The following is a 21,696-nucleotide window of genomic DNA, read 5'->3' as shown; positions in this document are numbered from 1 at the left end:
AAGCCGACGAAGCGTTGGCCTGCCAACGCAAGTCTGCTGAGACCAGGGCGCCCGACCGCGCCTGCGGCCGGGCGATGCGGGGCGATTATCCCCGCAATGCCGCCTCGACACCGGCGGCGATCTCCAGGAGCCGCCGGTCCTGGCCGTGGCGGGCGAGCAGCATCAGGCCGACGGGCTTGGCCTGACCCGCGATCGGCAGCGAGATGCCGGTGAGGTCGAACAGGTTCCCCACCATCGTGTTGCGCAGCATCAGGAGGTTGAGCCGCGAGAAGGCGGCGTCGTCCTCCGCCACCGCGGCGATGGCGGGCGCGGGAATTGCCGTGGCCGGCAGGGCGAGCACGTCGAGGGGCTTCAGCCGCTCGTCGCCGGCCTCGATCAGCGCGGCGCGCGCGCGCATCATCCGGATATAGGCCACCGCCGTCACGGTGCGCCCGCGGCTGATGCGGGCATGGACCCGCGGATCGAAGGCGGCAGCTTCGGCGTCGAGCCAGTCGGCGTGGATCTCCGCCGCCTCGACCCCGGCGATCGGACCCGCCGCCGTCGCCTCGGCCATGCGGGCGAGGAGATCGTCGAAGGCGGTGTCGTTGACCCGGGCGCCGGCCCCGCTCAAGGTCGAGAGGGCGGCCTCGAATGCCTGTGCCACCAGCGGGTCGGTCTCGGTGAACAGCAGGCCGCGGGGCACCCCGATCCGCAGGTCGCGCAGGGGCGCCGCCTGGAGCGGATGGTACTCCTCGCCGGCCAGCGCCGCGTCGGCGGCGGCGCAGGCCTCGACCGAGCGGGCGAGCGGGCCAATCGAGTCGAGCGAGGGCGAGAGCGGGAAGGCGCCGGCGAGCGGTACTCTGCGGGCCGTCGGCTTGAACCCGACCACGCCGTTGAGCGCCGCCGGAATGCGGATCGAGCCGCCGGTATCGGTGCCGATGGCGATGTCGGAGGTGCCGAGCGCCGCCGAGACGCCGGCGCCGGAGGAGGAGCCGCCCGGCACCAGGCTCGGGTCAGTTGCGTTGCCGGGCGTGCCCCAATGCGGGTTGAGGCCCAGGCCCGAGAAGGCGAACTCGGACATGTTGGTCTTGCCCACGATCACCGCGCCGGCCCGGCGCAGGCGAGCGACGACGGGAGCGTCCTGGAGCGCGGCCTCGGCCTTGCGCCGAATCGACGAGCCGGCGGTGGTCGCCTCGCCCTGCACGTCGAACAGGTCCTTGATCGACACGATGGCGCCGTCGAGGGCGCCGAGGGTGAGGCCGGCCTTGCGCCGCGCATCGGCGGCATCGGCGGCGGCGCGGGCCGCGTCGGGATACAGCCTGGTGAAGACGTACCGACTCTCGGGCGCCTCGATCAGGGCGAGGCGGTGTTCGAGGTCGTCGCGGGTGGTGCGCATCGGTCGGTCTCTCGGACAGGGGCGGGACGATGGCGGGCGGCGAGCAGGACCCCGCCATTCCAGAGGATCGTGATCAGGAGGGCGAGCGGCAGGGCGAGGGCGGGCCCGAGCCGTTCGACCGTGAGGGCGAGAACGGCGAGCGCCGCCACGAAGCCGAGCATGCCCGGCAGGCTCAGCACCAGCATCCGGGCGGTCGCTGCCCCGCCGAGGCGCGGATGCAGGATCACCGCCAGGCTCACCATCACCACCGGGGCGAGGGCGAGGAGGCCGGCGGCGCCCGGCCCCGCGAGCCGGCCGGCCAGCACCACGGCGGCGGCCAGCACCATGACGATGGCGGCCCGGACCAGAACGTCGCGCCGCCGCCCGGGCCGTTTCGGCACCGGGGGCCCGGCACGGACGCGGCGGCACAGCGCCATGCAGGCGACGATCACCAGGACGGTGGCGAGCCCGGCCCCGAAGGGGCCGCCGCCCAGGGCCCGCAGGGCCAGGGCGGCGGCGATCCAGGTGACGAGTGCCGCGACGAGGGCGGGCGCGACGCCGTGCCGGCGGGCCGCCGCCGCATAGGCGGCGATGAACAGGGCGGTGGCGGCGATGGCCGGCAGGCTCGCTACGGCGCTGTCGCGCAGGAAGGCGGCATCGTGGTCGAGGGCCAGGAACAGATAGGCCGGCCCGGCCGACAGCGGCAGGGTCGCGATCATCGCGCCGACCAGGGCCCCGGCCCGCTCGACCGCGAGCGAGGCGAGGACCACGATGACGGCGCTCGTCAGCATCTTGACGACAAGCGCCGCCCAGAAGGCGCCGTCCCCGATCCCGGCGAGCGCGGTCGTCATCGCGGTCGTCAGGCCACGACCGGCAGCACGGCGATGTCGTAGGTGTGGGCGAGCCTGCGCTTCAGCACTGGGTCCTCCAGCTCCATCTCGAACCGGGTCGCGGGGCGGATGCCGCCGATCGCCCCGAGCGTCCCGCCGAACATCACCATGCCGGGGGGAAGATCCGGTCCGCCGGGACGGCGCGCCATCAGGTCGCCCGGGGTGCGGAGCGCCGTCAAGCGGCCCTCTTGGTAGAGCAGCCTTGCGCCGTCGATGGTTGCGTAGGATCGCAGGATCAGGTCGTCCCAGTGCGGCGCGACCTCGTCGAGGCGCCACAGGCCGGTGCCGACCGGCTTGCCGCAGAGCTGCTTGGAGAGCGCAATGCCGATCGTCTCCGCCTTGCGGTCGGTATGGTCGGAGCCGAGCCCGAGCCAGAGCCCGTCGGCGAGCGACACGATCACCGGCTCGGCCTCGCCGGAGGAATCCGGGCCCAGCACCTCGAGGCGGGGACTCTGGGTCAGGGTCGCGGCGGCGGCCCGGTAATAGACCGGGACCGAGGAGGGCGGCGGCACGCCGATCGCCGCCAGTTCCTCGATGTGGTGGCGGATCGCCGCCTCGTCCCGCCCGGCCCAGCCGGCGATCACCAGGGAATTGGGCGTGAGTGCGATCACGTCCCGGCGGCCAGCGGCCTCGCGATGGAAAGTCAGCAACGGTCCTTGTCTCCGATTCGTGTGCCTTCGCGTGACCGCGAAGGGTTCGGCGCACGAGCGCCGGCGCCCGGTCGGGCTTGCCTTGCGCTCGCGAAGCGAGCGCTGCGGGATCACTCGACCAGCGCCAGATCGGCGGCGGCCTCGCGCCAGCGGGCGAAGCCCAGCACCAGGAGGCCGGCGAGCAGCTCGAACCCGGCGACGACGTAGAGCCCGTTGCTCGACGTGCCGGTGAGCGTGGTCGACAGGCCGACCACATACGGGGCGACGAAGCCCGCGAGGTTGCCGATCGAATTGATCGCCGCGATGGCACCGGCCGCCGCAGTGCCGGCCAGGAAGGTCTGCGGCAGCGACCAGAAGACCGGGAAAGCCGCGAGGATGCCGATCGCCGCGACCGTCAGCGCCAGGAAGGCGAGCGCCGCGTGGCCGATCAGGGCGCCCGTGGCGGCCAGCCCCGCCGCGGCGATCAGGCTCGCCACGGCGCAAGGCAGCCGGCGATCCCCAGTGCGGTCGGCATGCGCGCCGGTCCACACCATCGCGACGGTGCCGGCGATGAACGGCACCGCGGCGAGGAAGCCGATCGCGATCGCGCCCTGCACGCCGATCTCCTTGATGATCGACGGCGTCCAGAAGGCGATCGTTGCGTTGCCGCTGACGATGCAGAAGTAGATCAGCGCGCAGAGCCAGACCCGGCCGTCGCGCAAAGCCACCGTGAAGCTCGCCTCCTTGCCGGCGGCCCGGCCCTCTTCCTCGACGATCGCCGTCATGGCGGCGGCGACCTCCGGCGCGAGCCAGCGCGCCTCCTTCGGCCGGTCGGGCAGGAAGGCCAGCACGGCCGCGCCCGCGACGAGCGACGGGATGCCTTCGAGGATGAACAGCCACTGCCAGTTGGCGAGCCCCGAGACGCCCCCCATCGTGCCCATGATGAGCCCGGCGAGCGGGCCGCCGATCACGCCCGCGATGGCGAACGAGGTCATGAACAGGCCGTTGATGCGCGAGCGCTTCGCGCTCGGGAACCAGTAGGTCAGGTACAGGACCACGCCCGGAAAGAACCCGGCCTCGAACACCCCGAGCAGGAAGCGGATGGCGTAGAAGGTCCATTCCGACTGCACGAAGGCGAGGCTCATCGAGGCCAGCCCCCACAGGATTGTGATCCGCGCCAGCGTCTTGCGGGCGCCGATGCGCTCCAGCAGCAGGTTGCTCGGCACCTCGAACAGGAAATAGCCGATGAAGAAGATGCCGGCGCCGAAGCCGTAGACCGCCTCGCTGAACTTCAGATCCGACAGCATCTGCAACTTGGCGAAGCCGACATTCACCCGGTCGATCCAGGCCAGGATGAACAGGAAGACCAGGAACGGGATCAGCCTGAGCGTCGCCCGGCGATAGCCGTCCTCCAGTTCCCCGTTTTTCAATGCGGTCGCGGTCACGTCGTCCACCCTCGTCATCGCTCTTCTCCCGCGGTCCGCGAACCGGCCGCCCGGCGTGTGGTTCTGCAAGTACCATGCCTGTGATATTTCACAAGCGGGTCCAAGCCGGGCGTACCTCGTGGTAAAGGGGCGGTCAGTCGAGCGGAGCGGTGTCGGTGGCCAAAGCGCGTGCAGGTTCGTGCCCAACCTTGTCGCAGAACGAGCGCGCCTACCGGCGGCTGAAGGACGACATCGTGTCCTTAAGGCTGAAGCCCGGCGACGCGCTGAACGAGGCCGGCCTCTGCGCCGAATTGGGCCTCGGCCGCACGCCGGTGAACCAGGCTCTGCATCGGCTGATGCACGAGGGGCTGGTGCGGATCCTGCCCCGCAAGGGCGTGCTGGTGCAGCCCCTCTCGATGGACGACTTCGCCCACCTGATCGAGGTGCGCCGCCTCACCGAGCCGCCTTGCTCGGCGCTTGCTGCCGGGCGGATCGGCGAGACGGCGCTGGCACGGCTCGACGCCATCCTGGCGGCGGCGCCGGCGGATCTCGATGGGGTCCTCGAAGCGGATCGGCTGTTCCATGCGGTGATCGCCGAGGCATCCGGCAACCGGGTGCTCGCCGAGGTGCTGGCCGGGCTGCACGGGCGTTCGGTGCGGTTCTGGGCCCTGTCGCTCGCCACCGGCGACCACCTCGCCGAGGTGGCGCAGGAGCATGCGGCGATCCGCGACGCCTTGCGCCGGCGCGACCCCGATGGCGCGGCGGCGGCGATGACCGCCCATATCGAGTCCTTCGCCCGGACCATGGCATCTCGGCTGGGGTGACGGACGGCCCGCGCCGGGGCATAGATGCGCCGCCTTTCGGGGAGTCACGCGACCGATGACCGACATCCGCCCCCGCCGCAGCGCCCTTCTGGTGCCGGCCACCGCGACCGCCCTGGCGGCGGCACGGTCGGAGCCCGCCGACGCGCTGATCCTCGACCTCGCCGATTCTCTCCCTCCGGCGGACAAGGAGGCGGGACGGGTCCGCCTCGCCGCCTGCCTGCGCGAGGGCGGCTTCGCCGCCGGCGAGCGGGTGGTGCGGATCAACGGGCTCGACACCCCCTGGGGCGAGGCCGACCTCGCCGCGGTGGCGCAGGCCGGGCCCGACGCCGTGCTGGTGCCGCGGGTCGAGGAGCCGGAAGATCTCGCCGGGATCGGCAGCCGCCTGCGCCGGCTCCACGCCCCGGAGCGGGTCCGCCTCTGGGCCGGCCTCGACACGCCGCTCGGCATCCTGGCGGCGGAGGCCGTGGCGAGCGCGGTGCGGGACGTTGATGCACGGCTCGCCTGCCTGGTCGTCGATGCCGGGGCGCTCGCCCGCGAAGGCCGGCTGCCGCCCGGCGCGCCGGAGGCCGGCCCGTTGCTCGCCTGGCTCGCCACGGCGCTCGCCGCCGCCCGCGCCCACGACCTCGACGTGCTGCTCGACCCCGCCGACCGGCTCGATACCGGCCGCGCCCGCGGCCTCGGCTTCGACGGCGCGGTGGTGACCGCGCCCGCCGGCGCCCGCCGGGCCGAGGCGGCCTTCGCACCCGATCCGGAGGCGGTCTCCGCCGCCCGGGCGCTCGTCGCCGCCTTCGACGCGCCGGAGGCAAGGGGACAGGCCGGCATCGCCCATCACGGCCGCACGGTCCTGCGCCGCGAGGCGGACGAGGCGCGCCGGCTCGTCGCCCTGGCGGAGGCCCTGGCGGGCCAGGCGGGGCGCCGCGGATGAGCGGCCTCGACGTCGCGGTCCGGATCCTCGACCCGCGCCTGCCCGGATGGGGCTTTCCGCGCTGGGGCTCGGCGCTCGCCGCCGGGCTCGACCTCCATGCCTGCCTCGACGCCCCCCTCGTCCTGGAACCGCTGGGGCCGCCGACCCTGATCCCGGCCGGCTTCGCCCTGGCGATCCGCGATCCCGACTGGTGCGCCATGGTGTATCCGCGCTCGGGGCTGGGCCATCGCGAGGGGCTGGTCCTCGGCAACGCCGTCGGGGTGATCGACGCGGATTACGAGGGCCCGCTGATGATCTCGGCCTGGAACCGCAACCCGCCGGGGCGCGCGCCCCTGACGGTGGAGCCGGGCGAGCGCATCGCCCAGCTCGTCTTCACCCGGATCGTGCGGCCCGCCCTGCGGGTGGTCGAGGCGTTTCCGGTGCCGGAGGCCGGCGCCCGCGGTGCCGGCGGCTTCGGCTCCACCGGCCGCGGCTGAGACGCGCTTGGACGCGGTCATCCATCCCCCGCGCCCCGGAGCGGGCCCGGCTCTGGCCCCGCCGCGCCTGGCCCTCGCGCTTGCCGCGATGGTGGACATCGCGCTCCATGCCCGGCCCCAGCCGGTGAGCGCCAAGGCGCTCGCGGCGCGCCACGCCCTGCCGCCCCGCCACCTGGAGGCGGTGTTGCAAGCCCTGGTGCATCACGGCCTGCTCAAGGGCCTGCGCGGGCCGCATGGCGGCTACGAGCTCGCCCGCGAGCGCCGCCGCATCAGCGCCGGGGACATCGCCCGGGCGGTGCTGGGCCAGGACCGGAGCCAAGATCGGAGCCAAGACCGGAGCCAGGACCGGAACCTGGAGGGCGAAGGCGTCCCCGGCCACGACATCGCCGGTCTGGTCGTCGCCCCCCTGGTGGCGGAGGCGGCCGGCGCGTACCTTGCGGTGCTCGATTCGGTGACCGTGGAGGATCTCTGCGGCCGGGCCGACGCCGCCAAGGTCGCCGGCCCGCGGGCCGGCGCGGATTTCACCATCTGAGCCGCCTTGCCGGGGGCCCCGATTCCGGTCAGAAAATGGAGCCAGATCAAAGTTTTGCGTCAGTCCGGCGCCGGGCCTTCCGTGCGCCGCGGCGGCGTGGAAGCTTAAAGGATGCTTTATCAAGTCGCGGTAATGTGCGCCCTCATCGGGCACGGAAAGGACATCCGGGGACCATGACCAATGCAGCCGATCCCGCCGTCGTGGTCGTCACGGCCCGGCCCGATCCCGGCGGGCTGACACGGCTGTTCGCGGCAGGCGTCCCGACTCTCCTGGCTTGCGACGCCGGCACGGTGCTGGCGGCCCTCGCGACCCACTCCGCCGAACTGGTGCTGATCGAGGCTTGGCCGGGCCTCGACGCGCCGGGGCTGATCCGGGCGTTGCGCCTGAAGCCGCATCTCGCCCACACCTCGATCCTGCTCATCGCCGAGGGCGACCCGGCCGAGGCCCGCCGCCGCGGCCTGGAGGCCGGCGCCACCGACGTGGTGCTGCCGCCCCTCGACGCCTCGGACCTGGCCCTGCGCGGCCGCAACCTGATGGCGCTCGCCCGCGCCCAGGGCGCCGTCGAGAGCCAGGCCCTCGCCCTGTCCCGCGAGGTCGAGCGGGCGGCGGCCGAGAAGCAGGAGCGCGAGCGCGAGATCATCCGCCGCCTGATGCTCGCCGCCGAGTTCCGCGACGACCAGGCCGGGGACCACCTGACCCGCGTCGCCGGCTGCGTGCTCGCCATCGCCGACGGGCTCGGCCTGTCGGAGGAGGAGGGCAACGACATCGCGCTCGCCTCCACCATGCACGACATCGGCAAGATCGGCGTCGCCGACAGCATCCTGCACAAGCCCGGCCCCCTCACCGAGCCGGAGCGCTGCGAGATGATGCAGCATGCCCTGCGCGGCTACCGGATGCTGCACGACAGCCCGTCCCGCCTGCTGCGGCTCGCCGCCGAGATCGCGCTGACCCATCACGAGCGCTGGGACGGCGCCGGCTACCCGCAGGGGCTCAAGGGCACCGAGATCCCCCTCCCCGGCCGGATCACCGCGGTGGCGGACGTGTTCGACGCCCTGATCTCGGCCCGGGTCTACAAGCCCGGCTGGCCGCTGGAGCGGGCGCGGCGCTTCCTGGAGGAGCAATCGGGGGCGCATTTCGATCCCGATTGCGTCGCGGCGTTCCTGTCGCGCTGGGACGACGTGGTGGCCCTGGTGCAGGAGCGGTCGGCGGAACGGGCGGCGTGACGGCGGGGGTGGCGCTCACCACCCCATCGTGCCGGGCTCGCCCTTGAACGGGCCGACGATGTGTGGGGTGATCCAGCCGCCATAGAAGCCGCCGGGCTGCGGCGTGACACGCTCGTCGCCGACGAAGCAGGCATCCATCGGCCCGGCATAGACCGCGACATGGCCAGCCAGCGCCGCGAAAGCCGCGGTCGGCCGCGGATAGGCCCAGGCGACGCGCTCCGCCCGCCTGTGCGGGCCGACCACGTCGAAATACTGCGCCCGCCCCTTCCACTCGCAGACCGAGCCCCCGCCGGCCGGGACCAGTGCCCCGGGCCGGATGTCGTCGGGATGCAGGTAGTAGGTCGGCGGGTGGGAGGTTTCGAGCACCCGCCAGCCTCGGATTGTGTCGGCGATGGTGATGCCGTCGAAGACGACGCGCAGGCGCTCGGGCACGGGCTCCAGCCGGGGCGGCCGGGGATAATCCCAGACGCTTTCCTGGCCGGGGCCAGCTGGATCGGGCCTGGGGTGGGTGTGCCGCATCGTCTTGCTCTCCTCATGCGCCTCATTGTTTTGACAACACGTTGCCCCGTAAAGGGTCGTGCTGCCTCGGAATGACAAGGGACGACGCGACTGGAGCACTTTGCGATCGCGCTGCAACCGCGAATCTCTCCAGGTATTTGATTTCACAGCGTTTTCAAAGCAAAGGACGACGTCGCCCTCGCGAGACCGGAGGGGCAGGCTATCCCATCACGGGACAGGCCGAGGCCCTGCCTGATATCGTCGTCACCGCCGGCGACCTCCGTGATCGCCTCCCGCGCCAGCAGAGCCTCCTCCCCTACTCGGCGGGCGGGCGCGTCCCGTCCCGGATCACGCGGAACACCGGGTATGCGTCGGGCAGGGCCTGTTTCGTCGTCACGCAGATGACGTTCGTTCGTCCAACCACCCGATCCATGATGGCCGTGTAGATGCTGACGTTCTCATGGTCCGGTCCGAGCGTCGGCTTCGAGACGATCTCGAAGCCGGCATATGCCTCGCTCGGGATGGCCTGCATCACCTGCGGCGCCATCCCCTGGCCAGGAAGCGTCCTCCTTATGTCCAGCGCCATCTTCTGGCGCGCCGGCATCGCGTTGAGGTCTGCCTGCGAAGCGACGGAGCCCTTCGCGAACCGGATGAAGCCGACGGCGCAAACCGCCTCCTCGTTTCCGGCGGTGGGTGGCTGACCGGTCAGGCTGACCACGTCGATGAGGAAGTCGTGCTTGGCGTCGCTACGGGGCGACTTGAGGACGAACCCTGCCGGCACCGTGAGCGAGAAACCCGTCTTGGGATCCTGGAACTCGGCTGCGCTCGCTGGCGAGATCGACCACGCCGCAACAAGAGCTCCAGCCGCGAGGATCGTCGATCGTTCCATCATGCCTTCGGTCATCTCCTCCGCGGCAACCTACTGCCATCGCTCGCCCCAGGCCAAGTCGGCGCCCCCAAGCCGTCCCTCGCAATCCAGGGGCGGCCGATGCATCGGATCCTCGACGGGTCGTTCAGGCCCCGCCTCCTGCGTCGCGCGCCTCCTGTGCCGCCCGCAGCCAGATGACGAAGGGATCACCGCCATCATCGTCGTCATCCATCGATCGGGGGCGTGGCACGATCTCGGACGCGGTGCGGGGGATTGCGACGCCGAACTCCTGCTCGACCCAGCGCCGCAGGCGGGCTGGTGCCCTAACGGCATCCTCGTCGACGTCCTCCGGCGCGAAGGGGAACTGCTCAGGCCAGCACAGCTCGACGTAGCCGATCGCCAGGAGCCGCAGGAAGTCGACCGGATCGGTGGTCAGGGTGCAGAGCATCGTCGAGCCCGATCCGGAGCCGAGATGCACGAAGCGGGTCCCGCCGGCATCATCGCGCCACAGGCAGGCATAGGAGCCATCGCCGCCGGTGCGCACGAGGTTGGCGAGCCGGTCGCGGGCCGCCGGGTCGGAGCCGACCCAACCTTCGACATAGTCGGGCTCGGATGGGGCGATGGACACGATAGATGAGGCCGGCTCCGGGTCGTCGGGGGCGGAGAGCTGCGCGTAGAGGGTGCCGCTGCGCCGCATACGCCGTGCGAAGCCGTTGACATCCATCCAGGCGAGCAGCCGGTCGATCGGCTCGGGCAGGGCCATCCCCGGCGGCAACGAGGCGATGACGGCTTCGCGCAGATTCGACATTGCGGTTCTCCAGCTAGAGACCCACTGACCAAAGCCAAGCCGCATCGCGATACAAGGCCGGTTGCCGACGCCGCCATCATGCGAAGCGTTGCAGCCCGCATTCTGCCGGGAGCATTCTCCCGCCAAGCGGATACTGGCTCGTCGAGGAACATGCGTCAAAATCAAAGACCTGGAGAGCTTCGCGATGGCAGCGCCGCGGTACACGACAGCAGCCTGAAGCTTGCCGGCCTTTGGGTCCTCTCACGCTCCACCTCATCCTGAGGTGTTAGTTGATCGAAGATCGACGGAACTCGAAGGAGGGCTGCAGAGTTCTCAGGGCTATCTGGATCTCTCCTTTGAGGCTCACTCCGTTCGCACCTCAGGATGAGATTGCCGGTAGGAAATCTTGACCAATAAGCTTGGCCTTTCCACGCTCGAGACGCTATCGTGTGCCGTGTTGCAGCGCGATCGTGACGTGCTCTCGCGTTGCGCCGGCCAGCCGATCACGTATCCGGTGCGTGAACTGTCCGGACCAAGGTCATCAGCGGTGCCCGTCCACGCCCTCCCTGCAACAACGAAAAGGCTGGAACTCTCCGTCCCAGCCTTTCCCTCGATCACGCATCCGTCACCCCCGCCGCATCCTGCGCCTTCAGCACCTCCGGCCGCGGCATCGAGATGATGTTGTAGCCCGAATCGACGTAGTGGACCTCGCCGGTGACGCTGCCCGAGAGCGGCGACAGCAGGTACAGCCCCGAGCCGCCGATATCCTCCAGCGTCGCGGTGCGCCGCAGGGGCGCGTGGGCGGCCTGGTGGTTGAACATCAGGCGGGCATCGGCGATGCCGGCGCCGGCCAGCGTCCGCACCGGGCCGGCCGAGAGCGCGTTGACCCGCAGCCCCTGGGGCCCGAGATCGGCCGCGAGGTAGCGCACCGAGGCTTCCAACGCCGCCTTGGCGAGGCCCATCACGTTGTAGTTCGGCATCACCCGGGTCGAGCCACCGTAGGTGAGCGTCAGCAGCGCGCCGCCGGGGCGCATCCGCGTCGCCGCTCGCTGGGCCACTTCCGTGAAGGAGAAGCACGAGATCACCATCGTGCGGGAAAAGTTCTCCCGGGTGGTGACGTCGACGTAGCGGCCCTTGAGCTGCGACTTGTCGGAGAAGCCGATGGCGTGGACGACGAAGTCGAAGCCCTCGGGCCAGGCCGCGTCGAGGGAGGCGAAGGTCGCGTCGACGCTGTCCAGATCCTCGACGTCGCAGGGAAAGACCAGGGAGGAGCCCAGCGTCCCGGCCAGCGGCCCGACCCGGCGGCCCAGCGCCTCGCCCTGATAGGTGAAGGCGAGATCGGCGCCCTGGGCCGCCAGGGCCCGGGCGATGCCCCAGGCGATGGAGTGGTCGTTCGCGACGCCCATCACGAGGCCGCGCTTGCCTGCCATCAAACCCGTCACGCCCGATCCTCCGCTCTTGCCGGTGGACCGGGCCTTTACGCGGCGGGCGGGCTCCTGTCCACGCCGCGCGGGAGGTCAGGCGTCGACGTGCTTGAGCACCAGCGTGGCGTTGGTGCCGCCGAAGCCGAAGGAGTTGCTGAGCACGTGGCCGAGCTTCGCATCGTCCTGGCGGGCGCGCAGGATCGGCATGTCGGCGAAGGCCGGGTCGAGCTCGTCGATATGGGCGCTCTCGCAGATGAAGCCGTTATTCATCATCAGGAGCGAGTAGATCGCCTCCTGCACGCCGGTGGCGCCCAGCGAATGGCCGGTGAGCGACTTCGTCGCGGCGATCGGCGGGCAGTGGTCGCCGGCGCCGAACACCTCGCGGATCGCCTCGATCTCCTTGTCGTCACCGACCGGGGTCGAGGTGGCGTGCGGGTTGATGTAGTCGATCTTGACCCCCTTCAGGCCGGCGATCGCCTGGCGCATGCAGCGCACCGCGCCCTCGCCGGACGGGGCCACCATGTCGTGGCCGTCCGAGGTGGCGCCGTAGCCGGCGACCTCGCCGTAGATGCGCGCACCGCGGGCGCGGGCATGCTCCAGCTCCTCCAGCACCAGCACGCCGGCACCGCCCGCGATGACGAAGCCGTCCCGCGCCTTGTCGTAGGCGCGCGAGGCCCGCGACGGGGTCTCGTTGTACTTCGAGGACATCGCCCCCATGGCGTCGAACAGGACCGACAGGGTCCAGTCCAGCTCCTCGCAGCCGCCGGCGAAGATGATGTCCTGGCGGCCGCCCTGGATGATCTCGGCGGCGTTGCCGATGCAGTGGTTCGAGGTCGCGCAGGCCGAGGAGATCGAGTAGTTCACGCCCCGGATCTTGAACCAGGTGGCGAGGGTCGCCGACGCCGTCGAGGACATGGCTTTCGGCACCGCGAACGGCCCGACGCGCTTCGGCCCCTTGGCGCGGGCGATGTCGGCCGCCTCCACCAGGGCGCGGGTCGAGGGACCGCCCGAGCCCATGATGATGCCGGTGCGCTCGTGCGAGATCTCGGCCTGCTCGAGGCCGGCGTCGCGGATCGCCTGCTCCATCGCGACGTGGTTCCAGGCGGTGCCGCCGCCGTGGAAGCGCATCGCGCGACGGTCGACCACCGCCTCGGCGTCGAGGGTCGGTGCGCCCGCGACCTGGCTGCGGAAGCCGTGGGCGGAAAAATCCTCGGCGCGGGAGATGCCCGAGCGCGCCTCGCGGAGGGACGCCAGAACCTCCTGGGTGGAATTGCCGATGGACGAGACGATGCCCATCCCGGTGATCGCCACGCGCCTCATGATCGTCGGAACCCTCTGAGCGGCGCCGTTCGCGCCCGCGGGCGGTGTCGCCACGCGGATGTCACCTAGGCGCCCGATGCCGTAATCTCAACTGCCCGTCGGGGGAAAGGGTCCCGGCGGGCCCGTGTCGAGCCTGCCTTCCGGCGGGCCCGGTCGCCCGCGGGGTGCGGGCGTCTCGCGACGGATCAGCCGCCAGCGGCCGGGGTCGCGGCCTGGAACAGGCCGACGCGCAGATCCTGCACCTCGTAGACGCGCTCGCCATCGGCCTCGAGCCAGCCATCGGCGATGCCGAGGACCAGGCGGCCCTGGCGCACCCGCTTGATGTCGACGCCGTACACGACCTTCGTCATGGTCGGAAGCACCTGGCCGGAAAGCTTCACCTCGCCGACGCCGAGCGCCCGGCCGCGGCCCGGCGCGCCGAGCCAGCCGAGGTGGAAGCCCACCATCTGCCACAGGGCGTCGAGGCCGAGACAGCCCGGCATCACCGGGTCGCCCTGGAAGTGGCAGGGGAAGAACCAGAGGTCGGGCCGCACGTCGAGTTCGGCCAGGACGTGCCCCTTGCCGTGGGCGCCGCCGTCGCGGCCGATCGAGGTGATACGGTCGAACATCAGCATCGGCGGCAGCGGCAGTTGCGCGTTGCCGGCGCCGAACATCTCGCCGCGGCCACAGGCCAGCAGGTCCTCGTAGGAGAAGTGCGAGGGCCGGCTCGGGGCATCGGGGGCGGAGGTCTGGTCGGCGGACATGAGTGGAGCGAATTCCTCGTGCGGGGGCCGCGGATGGTCCGGCAGGATGCCCGGCCGCGGCGGGTGGCGCTTCGTTAACACAGCGACCGGGTCTGTTCAAAGCCGCCCGAAGGCCATACTCTGTAACGCTTCTGATCTGCGCCGCCACGGCTGCGGTCGGGTTGCGGCGGGGGGGCGGGCGGCCTATAACGTTTGGTATTCTTGTCGCCGTCCAACGAGTCGATCCTTCCGCTGATGAACGACCTGTCGCCCCTGCGCGCCGTCCTCGGCGCCCGCGTCCCGGCCCTCGAGACCGGCGCCGCCGGCCAGCGGCGCGGTTGCCCGCTCTCGGATCTTCGTGACCGCCTGCGCCGCGCCGGCCTGCGCCCGACCCGTCAGCGCCTCTCCCTCGGCTGGCTGCTGTTCGGCAAGGGCGACCGGCACCTGACCGCCGAGATGCTCTACGACGAGGCGATGCGGGCCAAAGTCCCGGTCTCCCTCGCTACGGTCTACAACACCCTGCACCAGTTCACCGAGGCCGGCCTGCTGCGACAGCTCGCGCTGGACGGGTCGAAAGCGTATTTCGACACCAACCCGAGCGAGCACCACCACTTCTTCCTGGAGGAGGAGGGCCAGGTGCTCGACATGCCGGATTGCGGCATCACCGTCGATTCGCTGCCGCAGGCTCCCGAGGGCATGGAGATCGCCGGCGTCGAGGTGATCGTGCGCCTGCGCCGCCGGCCCAGCCGAGCCTGATCCCGGCCGTATCGTCGCCTGTTGCGAGGGCCGCGCTCCTGAGGAGGAGCGCGGCCCTCGCGCGTTGGAGGCGGATCCTGGCTCCGGTCGCCACGGCCCACGGGTCACCCTCTCGGTGCGGCGGATACGACCCCGGGAGGCCGCGCCCCGCCGCCCGCCCGCGGCTCAGTATTCCCAGAAGATCCGCTGCAACTCCTTGGTGTCGGTCGTCTTGGTCAGGGCGACCGCGGCCAGGATCTTGGCCTTCTGCGGGTTCAGGTCGTGGGCCACCACCCAGTCGTACTGATCGTCGGGCTGCTCGGCATTGCGCAGGACGAAGCCGTCGCCGACGCGCGAGGAGCGGATGATGACGGTGCCCTTGGCGCGCAGGTCCTTGAGGGTGTCGACGAGGTAGCCCGCCACCGAGCCGTTGCCGGTGCCGGCATGGACGATCGCCTTGGCGCCGCCCTGCACGGCAGCCGTGTAGGCGGCCGGATTCATGGTGCCCGAGCCGTACACGATGGCGACGTCCGGCAGGGTGTCGATCGTGTCGATGTCGAACTCGGACGAGGTGCCGTGCCGCTTCACGGGGGCGCGGAACCAGTAGGTCTTGCCCTCGACCACCATGCCGAGCGGGCCCCACTGGCTGACGAACGCGCTCGGCTTGATGTTGACGCGCTTCGTCACGTCGCGGCCAGCCTGGATCTCGTCGTTCATCGTCACCAGCACGCCCTTAGCCCGGGAGGCCGGGCTCGCCGCGGTGGCGACCGCATCGGCGAGGTTGAGGGCACCGTCGGCCGACAGCGCCGTCGAGGGCCGCATCGAGCCGACGACGACGATGGGCTTGTCGCTCTTCACCACCAGATCGAGGAAGAAAGCGGTCTCCTCCAGGGTGTCGGTGCCGTGGGTGACGACGACCCCGTCGACGTCGTCCTGCTTCAGAAGGGCCGAGACGCGCTTGGCGAGTTGCACCAGCTGTGCGTTGGTGAAGCTCTCGGACGCAATCTGGAACACCTGCTCGCCCCGGACATTGGCCAGCGCGCCCAGGGAGGGCACCGCGGCGATCAGCTTGTCCACCGGCACCTTGGCGGCCTGGTAGGTGGCGCTGTTGCTGGCATCGGCGCCGGCGCCCGCGATGGTGCCGCCGGTCGCGAGGATCACCACGTTGGCCTTGGCGTTGGCGGCCGGGGCGGTCGTCGCCGTGCTCGGCATCTCGCGGGCGAGCGCAGATCCGGCGAGCGGAACAGTCGCGAGCATCAGGGCTGCGAAAGCGGGGCGGAGACGGCGCATGGTCGGGTCCTTGGCCATGAGGAATCGAGTGCCCCGAGGAGTCGAGGCCCCGAGCGGGTAACAGCCCCGCTCGCCTCCCGCCAGCGACCTGCGCGATGCCGGTGCTGCGCCGATTCTGACCCGGCAACTTTTCCCAGAATCGGGCGTTTTCTGGACACACGACGCCAAGCGTCCCGCGCCAGCGGTGACTGGCCAGCCCTGAATTTAGGAAAGCATCATGTCCCTCTCCCAGGACAGTTTCAAGCCGCGCTTCGCGCAGCACATCGACATTCACTGCCCGGACGACCGTGCCTATTGGGCGGGACAGTTCGGCGTGACCGGTGAAGAACTCCGCATGGCCGTCAAGATGGTCGGTTCTCGGGTCTCGACCGTGGCAGCGCATCTCGGCCGCCAAGCGGCGTAACAGTCCCTCGACGGGATTGGCGCTGTGAGCCGGGCGCGGCGGCCCGCAGCGTTTCGCCATGTCTCTCCGTTATCCTGTCTCTCCGTCATCATGTCCCTAGGTCATGGAGATGACCCGATCGGCTCTCCGGCGGGGGCCTGTCTCGCACGGTCATCCCCGCCATCCGGCCGGCCACCCTCGCCTCCACCGCTTCACCGCGCAGCCGGGCCTGTGCCCGGCTTCTCCCATTCCATCATCACGAACCACGGCACCCGCCGATGGCGCGCGATCCGCTCCGGGTCGCCGCGATGCGGGGCCGGCTCGTCAAAGTGGCGCAACGCCAGCCCCTGCTCGAGCAGCAGCCTCATGTAGAGGGAGAGCGGCCGGTGCCAGTTGCGCACCCGGATCCCGTGCCATTCGGCCCACTCGGCCCGCTCTTCGAGGTATCCGTCGATCCGGAAGCGCCGGATGCCGTCGGCATCCATGGTCCAGGCGCCGGCCGTGCTGAGGCTCGTCAGGTTGGCGATCAGCAGCGTCCCGCCCGGCGCCAGCACCCGGGCTATCTCGCGGATCGCCGCCCGAACGTCCGGGATGTCGATCAGCGTGAGGTAGCTCACGACGAGATCGAAGGCGCCATCCGCGAAGGGCAGCGCCTCGGCCCGGCCGGGCCTGTAGGTGCCCGCCGGATCCCGGGCCCGGGCTTGGCGCAGCAGGGCGTCGGTGGGGTCGATCCCCACCGGGGCGATGCCGAGATCCCGCAGCATCCGGCAGAAGCGCCCCTCGCCACAGCCGACATCGAGGGCGCGGCGAAAGCCGCGGTCGCGCAGCCGCGCCAGCATCGGCGCGTCGAGCACGTGGCTGCGGCCGAAATCGCCCTCCTCGCCCATATCGGCGATCCAGGCCGCCGCGGATTCGTCCCAGCCATTGCTCATCGTCGCCTCGCTGATTCGGCTTTGGGCCAAGCGTCGCGCCCCGGCACGGCGAAAGCCACGCCCACAGGCCGTCCGGCAAATTGGCGTCGGGCCGGGTGACCTCCCGGCAGCCTTGAATTATCGATAATCCATGACGACAGCCAAAGACGAACCGATCGCCCTGCGGATCAGCCGGGCCCTGGCGGAGCGCATCGTCTCCGGCGCCCTCGCGGCGGGGTCCCGGCTGCGGCAGGACGCCGTCGCCGCGGAGTTCGATGCCAGCCATGTCCCGGTCCGGGAGGCGTTCCGGCGCCTCGAAGCGCAGGGGCTGGTGGTGAGCGAGCCGCGGCGGGGCGTGCGCGTCGCCGGGTTCGGCCCGGAGGAGGTGCGGGAAGTGGCCGAGATGCGCGCCGCCCTCGAAGTGCTGGCCCTGCGCCATGCCGCGCCGCACCTCACTCCGGCGACCCTCGATCGGGCCGAGGACGCGACCCGGGCCGGCGACCGGGCCGGCGGCGACGTGCAGGCATGGGAAGAGGCCAACCGCAGCTTCCACCGTCTCATCCTGGCTCCCTGCGGCATGCCGCGCCTCATGAAGGCGATCGACGACCTTCAGGCCGCCAGCGCCCGCTTCCTGTTCGCCGGCTGGCGTGCCGAGTGGGAGGCGCCGACCGACCGTGACCACCGCGCCATCCTGGTCGCGCTGCGGGCCGGGGATGTCGATGCCGCCGCCGCCATCCTGGCCCGCCATGTCCTGTGGGTCGGGCATCGGCCCGGGGCCACGCCTCCGCGCCGCACCACCTGACATCCATATTATCTATTATTGAGCAGGCATATTGCCCTTGGCGCCGCAATCGTGGATCTCTCTCGTGCCGCCTTGGCAAAATTATCTATAAAATGGAGAGACCGATGACTGCCCTCGTCGTCGGCGCCGCGCCCCTCCGCGCGGCCCGGATTCTCGCCGTCATCCTGTCGGGTACGCTGCTCCTCACGCTCGCGGCCAAGATCCAGATCCCGTTCTGGCCGGTCCCGATGACGCTGCACACCCTCGCCGTGATGGCCCTGGCCCTCGCGGCCGGTCCCCGCCTCGCGGTCGCGACGCTGCTCGGCTACCTCGCGGCGGGCGCCGCCGGTTTTCCCGTCTTCTCCGGCACGCCGGAACGGGGCCTCGGTCTGGCCTACATGGCGGGGCCGACCGGCGGCTACCTGGCGGGCTACCTGATCGCCGCTGGGCTCGTCGGCGCCCTCGCCGCCGGGCGCGGGCTCCTCGGCCGGGTCGCCGCGATGCTCGCCGGCCTCACGGTGATCTATGCCCTCGGCCTCGCCTGGCTGGCCCTGTTCGTGCCGGCGGACCGCCTCCTCGCCGTCGGCCTCGCCCCGTTCCTCCTCGGCGACCTCGTCAAGGTCGGCCTCGCCGCCGCCGGGGCGTCCGCCCTGCCGGCCTTGCGCCGGGCGGTAGCCCGATGAACCCGCGTCACGAGGACGGGAGCGTCCGGCACGACTGGACGGTGCCGGAGATCGAGGCCCTCCACGACCTGGCCCTGCTCGAACTGGTCGGACGGGCCAATGCCGTCCATCGGCGTCGGCACGACCCGACCCGGATCCGCAAGGCGAGCCTTCTGTCGGTGAAGACCGGCGGCTGCCCCGAGGATTGCGCCTATTGCCCGCAATCGGCGCATCACCGCGGGGTCGACCTCACCCGCGACCGGCTGATGGACCCGGCGACCGTGCTGGCACAGGCCGCCAGGGCCAAGGCGGCGGGGGCGGAGCGATTCTGCATGGGGGCGGCGTGGCGCGAGGTGCGCGATGGTGCCGAGTTCGACGCGGTGGTGGCGATGGTCGAAGGCGTGCGGGCGCTGGGACTGGAAGCCTGCGTCACCCTCGGCATGCTGAAGGCCCACCAGGCCACGCGCCTCGCCGCGGCCGGGCTGACCGCCTACAACCACAACCTGGATACCGGCCCGGACTTCTACGACCGGATCGTAACCACCCGTCGCTACGAGGACAGGCTCGCGACCCTGGCGACGGTGCGGGAGGCCGGGATCGGCCTGTGCTGCGGCGGCATCATCGGCATGGGCGAGGCGATGGCGGACCGCGCCGGCCTGCTGGCCGTGCTGGCGGGACTGACGCCGCATCCCGAGAGCGTGCCGATCAACGCCCTGGTGCCGGTGGCGGGCACGCCGCTCGCCGATCGCCCCCGCCTCGATCCCCTCGACGTGGTGCGTATGGTGGCGACGGCGCGGCTCGTCCTGCCGGATGCGGTCTTGCGTCTCTCGGCGGGCCGCGCGCAACTCGGGCGGGAGGCCCAGATCCTGTGCTTCCTCGCCGGGGCGAACTCGGTCTTCTCCGGCGACACCCTGCTGACGACGTCGAACGCCGAACCTGACGACGACGCGGCCCTCTTCGCCGCCCTCGCGCCACGGACGTCCTCCGCCGGCACAGGGCATGCTCCTGCCTGACGGCCGCCGCCCTCGCGGCCCGCGAGGGCGGTTCGGAAGAGCACGGCCAGATGAAGCGCCATTCCGACCGATGAAATCATATCCCGCGCAATGGGGCCGCCCGCCATACCGCGGACACGAAAGATCACCCCCAAATTAATCCTGCGATCCGACGTTAAAATTCCCGATGCCAGGCGCTTGTCCACGTGCCGTCCGGCATCGTATGCCAGGGTGGCGACCCGAATCGGGAGGAATCGATGAGCGTCTCCGCCCATTTCATCCGGCCGATCTACCCCCAGACCGTGACCGTCTCGCTCGCCGGCTACCTCGCCGCGGCGGTCATGTGCGCCGACCGGCGGTCCGCCGGACGCTGACGCATCCGACTGCGGGTCGGTCCGGCCTCCGCCGATCCTGCGCTCAGGAGATGTCGCCGGTTCCGCGACCAGACCTCCGCGACACCGCAGGTTTGCCTGGCGCACCTGCGCGGCACGATCATCCAGGCGGGCCTGCACCGGTGAGCCGGTGCAGGCCCGCGTCCTGTCAGGCCGCGAGGCGCGGCCGGTCCGGGCGGTAGCTGTTCCTCAGGCCGGCGGGGGTCGTCTCCGGCACCGTCTCGATCACCGTACCGGTCGCGGCGTCGCTGACCAGGGCGCGGGTGAGCACCCGCGCCTCGTCGCGGGCGGCCTCGGCATCGAAGCGGTTGAGCAGGGCGACGATGGCGTGGGTATCGGCGAAAGGCAGCCGCTCGCAGGCGGTGACCGCCCGCTCGATCATCCGCCGCGACAGCCCGGCGGCGCTGCTCTCGGACAGGCCGCTCTCCTCCTCGCGCCAGGCGGACATCGCCGCCGCGAAGGCGGGTTCGAGGGCCGGCGGCAGGCCGGCGCGGCGGTAGAGCGCCGCCATGCCGCTGCCGCGCGGATCGTGCAGCAGCCCCGCCACCCGTTCCGCGGTCAACCCCGACAGCTCACTCAGGGCCGCCTCGGTGAAGGCCATCCGGCCCGACAGCATCGCCCGCAGGATCAGCCCGGCCGTCAACTGGCCGGCCGCCCGCAGATGCGCGACGAGGCGGCGCAGGTCGGTGCGGTCCGAGCCTTCGGCGAGCCCGAGCGTCGCGCGCTCGCGCGCCTCCCGGGTCACCCGCTCGCTGCGCTCGCGCGAGAGCCAGCCGCAACCGCTCACGAAGGCCGACAGGGTGCTGGCAAGGCGGGCGGTCACCGCCTGGCGCACGTCGATCGGCAGGTCGGCCCGGGCCAGCAGGGCCTCGCGCAGGGAGGCGTCGTCGCCGTGGCGCTCGACCATCCGCAGGAGGCTGCCGCGGGTGATCTCGGCGCCCGGATTGGCGGCGAGCGCCCGCAGGGCCGCCGCCCCGGCGATCTCGGCCAGCGCCCCGCACAACATCGCCGAGAGGGTGGGACGCGCCGCGATGGCGATGCGCCCCGCCTCGTCGCCGACGGCGGCGCAATCGACGAGGTCGGCATCCGACAGGACCGGCGAGCGCGCCAGCACCAGCCCGGCGATCTCCTGCTGGTCCTGGGCGAGGGCCACCACCAGCGTCCGGGGCGCATCCGCCGCATTGGCGAAAGCCTCGGCCAGCGCCCGGCGCACCAGGGGCGAGGGATCGTCGAGAAGCGCCGTGATGGCAGTCTTGGCCTCCCAGCGCGCGGCCGGATCGAGCTTGGCGTAGAGATAGGCGCGGGCGAGCGACGAGGCCGCCTCGGCCCTCCGGCCGGCGGATTCGTGCTGCGTCCAGAGCAGGAACTGACGGATCATCGGCGCGGCTCCGTGGCGGGGTTTCAGGATTGGATCGGGGAGGGCGTGACGGCGGCGCGGGCGCCGCCGCGGCCAGGACCGGCCCGTCGCTGGAGCGCGGGAAATAGCTCGGTGCGCTCGCGCCGGTGCTCCGGCTGCCCCACAGGCGGGCGACGCTGTCGGAGACCGGGCCGCGGCGGGCATCGGTCTGGAACAGCGAGCGCAGGCCGTTGCCGGCCTCCGGCGCATAGGCCGAGGGCGCGGCGGCCTGTGCGGGGAGCGGGGCGGCGGCGGGGGG

Annotated in this window: 23 protein-coding genes; 10 read left to right on the top strand and 13 right to left on the bottom strand. The window is 71.6% G+C overall.

The window, feature by feature from the left end:
• Positions 1-85: 85 nt before the first annotated feature.
• From VP06_RS04700 to VP06_RS04685, 4 genes are all read right to left on the bottom strand, one after another.
• Positions 86-1,375 carry an amidase gene (locus VP06_RS04700; RefSeq protein WP_048462683.1) on the bottom strand — a complete coding sequence of 430 codons (1,290 nt, stop codon included), beginning with the start codon at positions 1,373-1,375 and terminating at the stop codon, positions 86-88.
• On the bottom strand, positions 1,333-2,205 hold the full coding sequence (locus tag VP06_RS04695) for a hypothetical protein (protein WP_048462682.1): 873 nt from the start codon (positions 2,203-2,205) through the stop codon (positions 1,333-1,335). The genes VP06_RS04700 and VP06_RS04695 overlap by 43 nt, the downstream gene beginning before the upstream one ends.
• Before the next feature lie 8 nt (positions 2,206-2,213).
• On the bottom strand, positions 2,214-2,894 hold the full coding sequence (locus VP06_RS04690; protein WP_048462681.1) for a DUF2848 domain-containing protein: 681 nt from the start codon (positions 2,892-2,894) through the stop codon (positions 2,214-2,216).
• 110 nt (positions 2,895-3,004) lie between these two features.
• On the bottom strand, positions 3,005-4,336 hold the full coding sequence (locus VP06_RS04685) for an MFS transporter (RefSeq protein ID WP_048462680.1): 1,332 nt from the start codon (positions 4,334-4,336) through the stop codon (positions 3,005-3,007).
• Positions 4,337-4,506: 170 nt separating this feature from the next.
• On the opposite strand from VP06_RS04685, the gene VP06_RS04680 reads away from it, so the two are divergent.
• The 5 genes from VP06_RS04680 (at position 4,507) to VP06_RS04660 (ending at position 8,277) form a co-directional block, all read left to right on the top strand.
• On the top strand, positions 4,507-5,121 hold the full coding sequence (locus VP06_RS04680; protein WP_245291054.1) for a GntR family transcriptional regulator: 615 nt from the start codon (positions 4,507-4,509) through the stop codon (positions 5,119-5,121).
• A gap of 55 nt (positions 5,122-5,176) precedes the next feature.
• A complete protein-coding gene (locus VP06_RS04675; protein WP_048462679.1) occupies positions 5,177-6,046 on the top strand; it encodes an HpcH/HpaI aldolase/citrate lyase family protein in 870 nt (289 codons plus the stop codon).
• Positions 6,043-6,522, top strand: coding sequence for a dUTP diphosphatase (dut, locus tag VP06_RS04670; protein ID WP_048462678.1), 480 nt, complete (start codon positions 6,043-6,045; stop codon positions 6,520-6,522). The genes VP06_RS04675 and dut overlap by 4 nt, the downstream gene beginning before the upstream one ends.
• A gap of 88 nt (positions 6,523-6,610) precedes the next feature.
• Positions 6,611-7,054, top strand: coding sequence for an RrF2 family transcriptional regulator (locus VP06_RS04665; protein ID WP_048462697.1), 444 nt, complete (start codon positions 6,611-6,613; stop codon positions 7,052-7,054).
• A 173-nt stretch (positions 7,055-7,227) separates the two neighbouring features.
• On the top strand, positions 7,228-8,277 hold the full coding sequence (locus VP06_RS04660) for an HD-GYP domain-containing protein (protein WP_048462677.1): 1,050 nt from the start codon (positions 7,228-7,230) through the stop codon (positions 8,275-8,277).
• A 15-nt stretch (positions 8,278-8,292) separates the two neighbouring features.
• On the opposite strand, the gene VP06_RS04655 is transcribed toward VP06_RS04660, so the two are convergent.
• The 6 genes from VP06_RS04655 to fabA all read right to left on the bottom strand — a co-directional run bounded on the left by VP06_RS04655 (position 8,293) and on the right by fabA (position 13,917).
• Entirely contained in the window at positions 8,293-8,796 is a 504-nt protein-coding gene (locus VP06_RS04655; protein WP_048462676.1) for a DUF427 domain-containing protein, read from the bottom strand.
• 295 nt (positions 8,797-9,091) lie between these two features.
• A complete protein-coding gene (locus VP06_RS04650) occupies positions 9,092-9,679 on the bottom strand; it encodes a hypothetical protein (protein ID WP_156295453.1) in 588 nt (195 codons plus the stop codon).
• Between the two features lie 109 nt (positions 9,680-9,788).
• Complete coding sequence (locus VP06_RS04645; RefSeq protein WP_048462674.1) at positions 9,789-10,451, bottom strand: hypothetical protein; 663 nt, start codon at positions 10,449-10,451, stop codon at positions 9,789-9,791.
• Between the two features lie 593 nt (positions 10,452-11,044).
• The gene (fabI, locus tag VP06_RS04640; RefSeq protein ID WP_048462673.1) at positions 11,045-11,872 is read right to left on the bottom strand and encodes an enoyl-ACP reductase FabI; all 828 of its coding nucleotides are present in this window, start codon (positions 11,870-11,872) and stop codon (positions 11,045-11,047) included.
• A 75-nt stretch (positions 11,873-11,947) separates the two neighbouring features.
• Positions 11,948-13,174, bottom strand: a complete 1,227-nt coding sequence (fabB, locus tag VP06_RS04635) for a beta-ketoacyl-ACP synthase I (RefSeq protein WP_048462672.1) — start codon at positions 13,172-13,174, stop codon at positions 11,948-11,950.
• A 185-nt stretch (positions 13,175-13,359) separates the two neighbouring features.
• Positions 13,360-13,917 (bottom strand): 3-hydroxyacyl-[acyl-carrier-protein] dehydratase FabA, encoded by a 558-nt coding sequence (gene fabA / locus VP06_RS04630; RefSeq protein ID WP_048462671.1) that lies wholly within the window; start codon positions 13,915-13,917, stop codon positions 13,360-13,362.
• 234 nt (positions 13,918-14,151) lie between these two features.
• Here fabA and irrA point away from each other — a divergent pair, with 234 nt between their 5' ends.
• Positions 14,152-14,652: an iron response transcriptional regulator IrrA gene (gene irrA / locus VP06_RS04625; RefSeq protein ID WP_048462670.1), complete on the top strand. Its 501-nt coding sequence runs from the start codon at positions 14,152-14,154 to the stop codon at positions 14,650-14,652.
• A gap of 165 nt (positions 14,653-14,817) precedes the next feature.
• On the opposite strand, the gene VP06_RS04620 is transcribed toward irrA, so the two are convergent.
• Positions 14,818-15,921, bottom strand: a complete 1,104-nt coding sequence (locus VP06_RS04620) for an asparaginase (protein ID WP_156295452.1) — start codon at positions 15,919-15,921, stop codon at positions 14,818-14,820.
• A 217-nt stretch (positions 15,922-16,138) separates the two neighbouring features.
• On the opposite strand from VP06_RS04620, the gene VP06_RS04615 reads away from it, so the two are divergent.
• A complete protein-coding gene (locus VP06_RS04615; protein WP_048462668.1) occupies positions 16,139-16,324 on the top strand; it encodes a DUF3606 domain-containing protein in 186 nt (61 codons plus the stop codon).
• Positions 16,325-16,515: 191 nt separating this feature from the next.
• On the opposite strand, the gene VP06_RS04610 is transcribed toward VP06_RS04615, so the two are convergent.
• Entirely contained in the window at positions 16,516-17,235 is a 720-nt protein-coding gene (locus VP06_RS04610; RefSeq protein ID WP_048462667.1) for a class I SAM-dependent methyltransferase, read from the bottom strand.
• A 130-nt stretch (positions 17,236-17,365) separates the two neighbouring features.
• Between VP06_RS04610 and VP06_RS04605 the strand changes: the two genes are divergently transcribed.
• From VP06_RS04605 to bioB, 3 genes are all read left to right on the top strand, one after another.
• Positions 17,366-18,016, top strand: a complete 651-nt coding sequence (locus VP06_RS04605) for a GntR family transcriptional regulator (RefSeq protein WP_048462666.1) — start codon at positions 17,366-17,368, stop codon at positions 18,014-18,016.
• Between the two features lie 104 nt (positions 18,017-18,120).
• Positions 18,121-18,678, top strand: a complete 558-nt coding sequence (locus VP06_RS04600) for a biotin transporter BioY (protein WP_048462665.1) — start codon at positions 18,121-18,123, stop codon at positions 18,676-18,678.
• Positions 18,675-19,670, top strand: a complete 996-nt coding sequence (gene bioB / locus VP06_RS04595) for a biotin synthase BioB (RefSeq protein WP_048462664.1) — start codon at positions 18,675-18,677, stop codon at positions 19,668-19,670. Before VP06_RS04600 ends, bioB begins: the two co-directional genes overlap by 4 nt.
• A 519-nt stretch (positions 19,671-20,189) precedes the next feature.
• Here the strand turns inward: bioB and VP06_RS04590 are convergent.
• Positions 20,190-21,419 carry a DUF2336 domain-containing protein gene (locus VP06_RS04590; RefSeq protein WP_048462663.1) on the bottom strand — a complete coding sequence of 410 codons (1,230 nt, stop codon included), beginning with the start codon at positions 21,417-21,419 and terminating at the stop codon, positions 20,190-20,192.
• Positions 21,420-21,696: the final 277 nt, after the last annotated feature.

Source organism: Methylobacterium aquaticum, assembly GCF_001043915.1.
In the GTDB taxonomy this organism is placed as follows: Bacteria; Pseudomonadota; Alphaproteobacteria; order Rhizobiales; family Beijerinckiaceae; genus Methylobacterium; species Methylobacterium aquaticum.
This window is presented reverse-complemented; position numbering and strand designations above follow the sequence as displayed.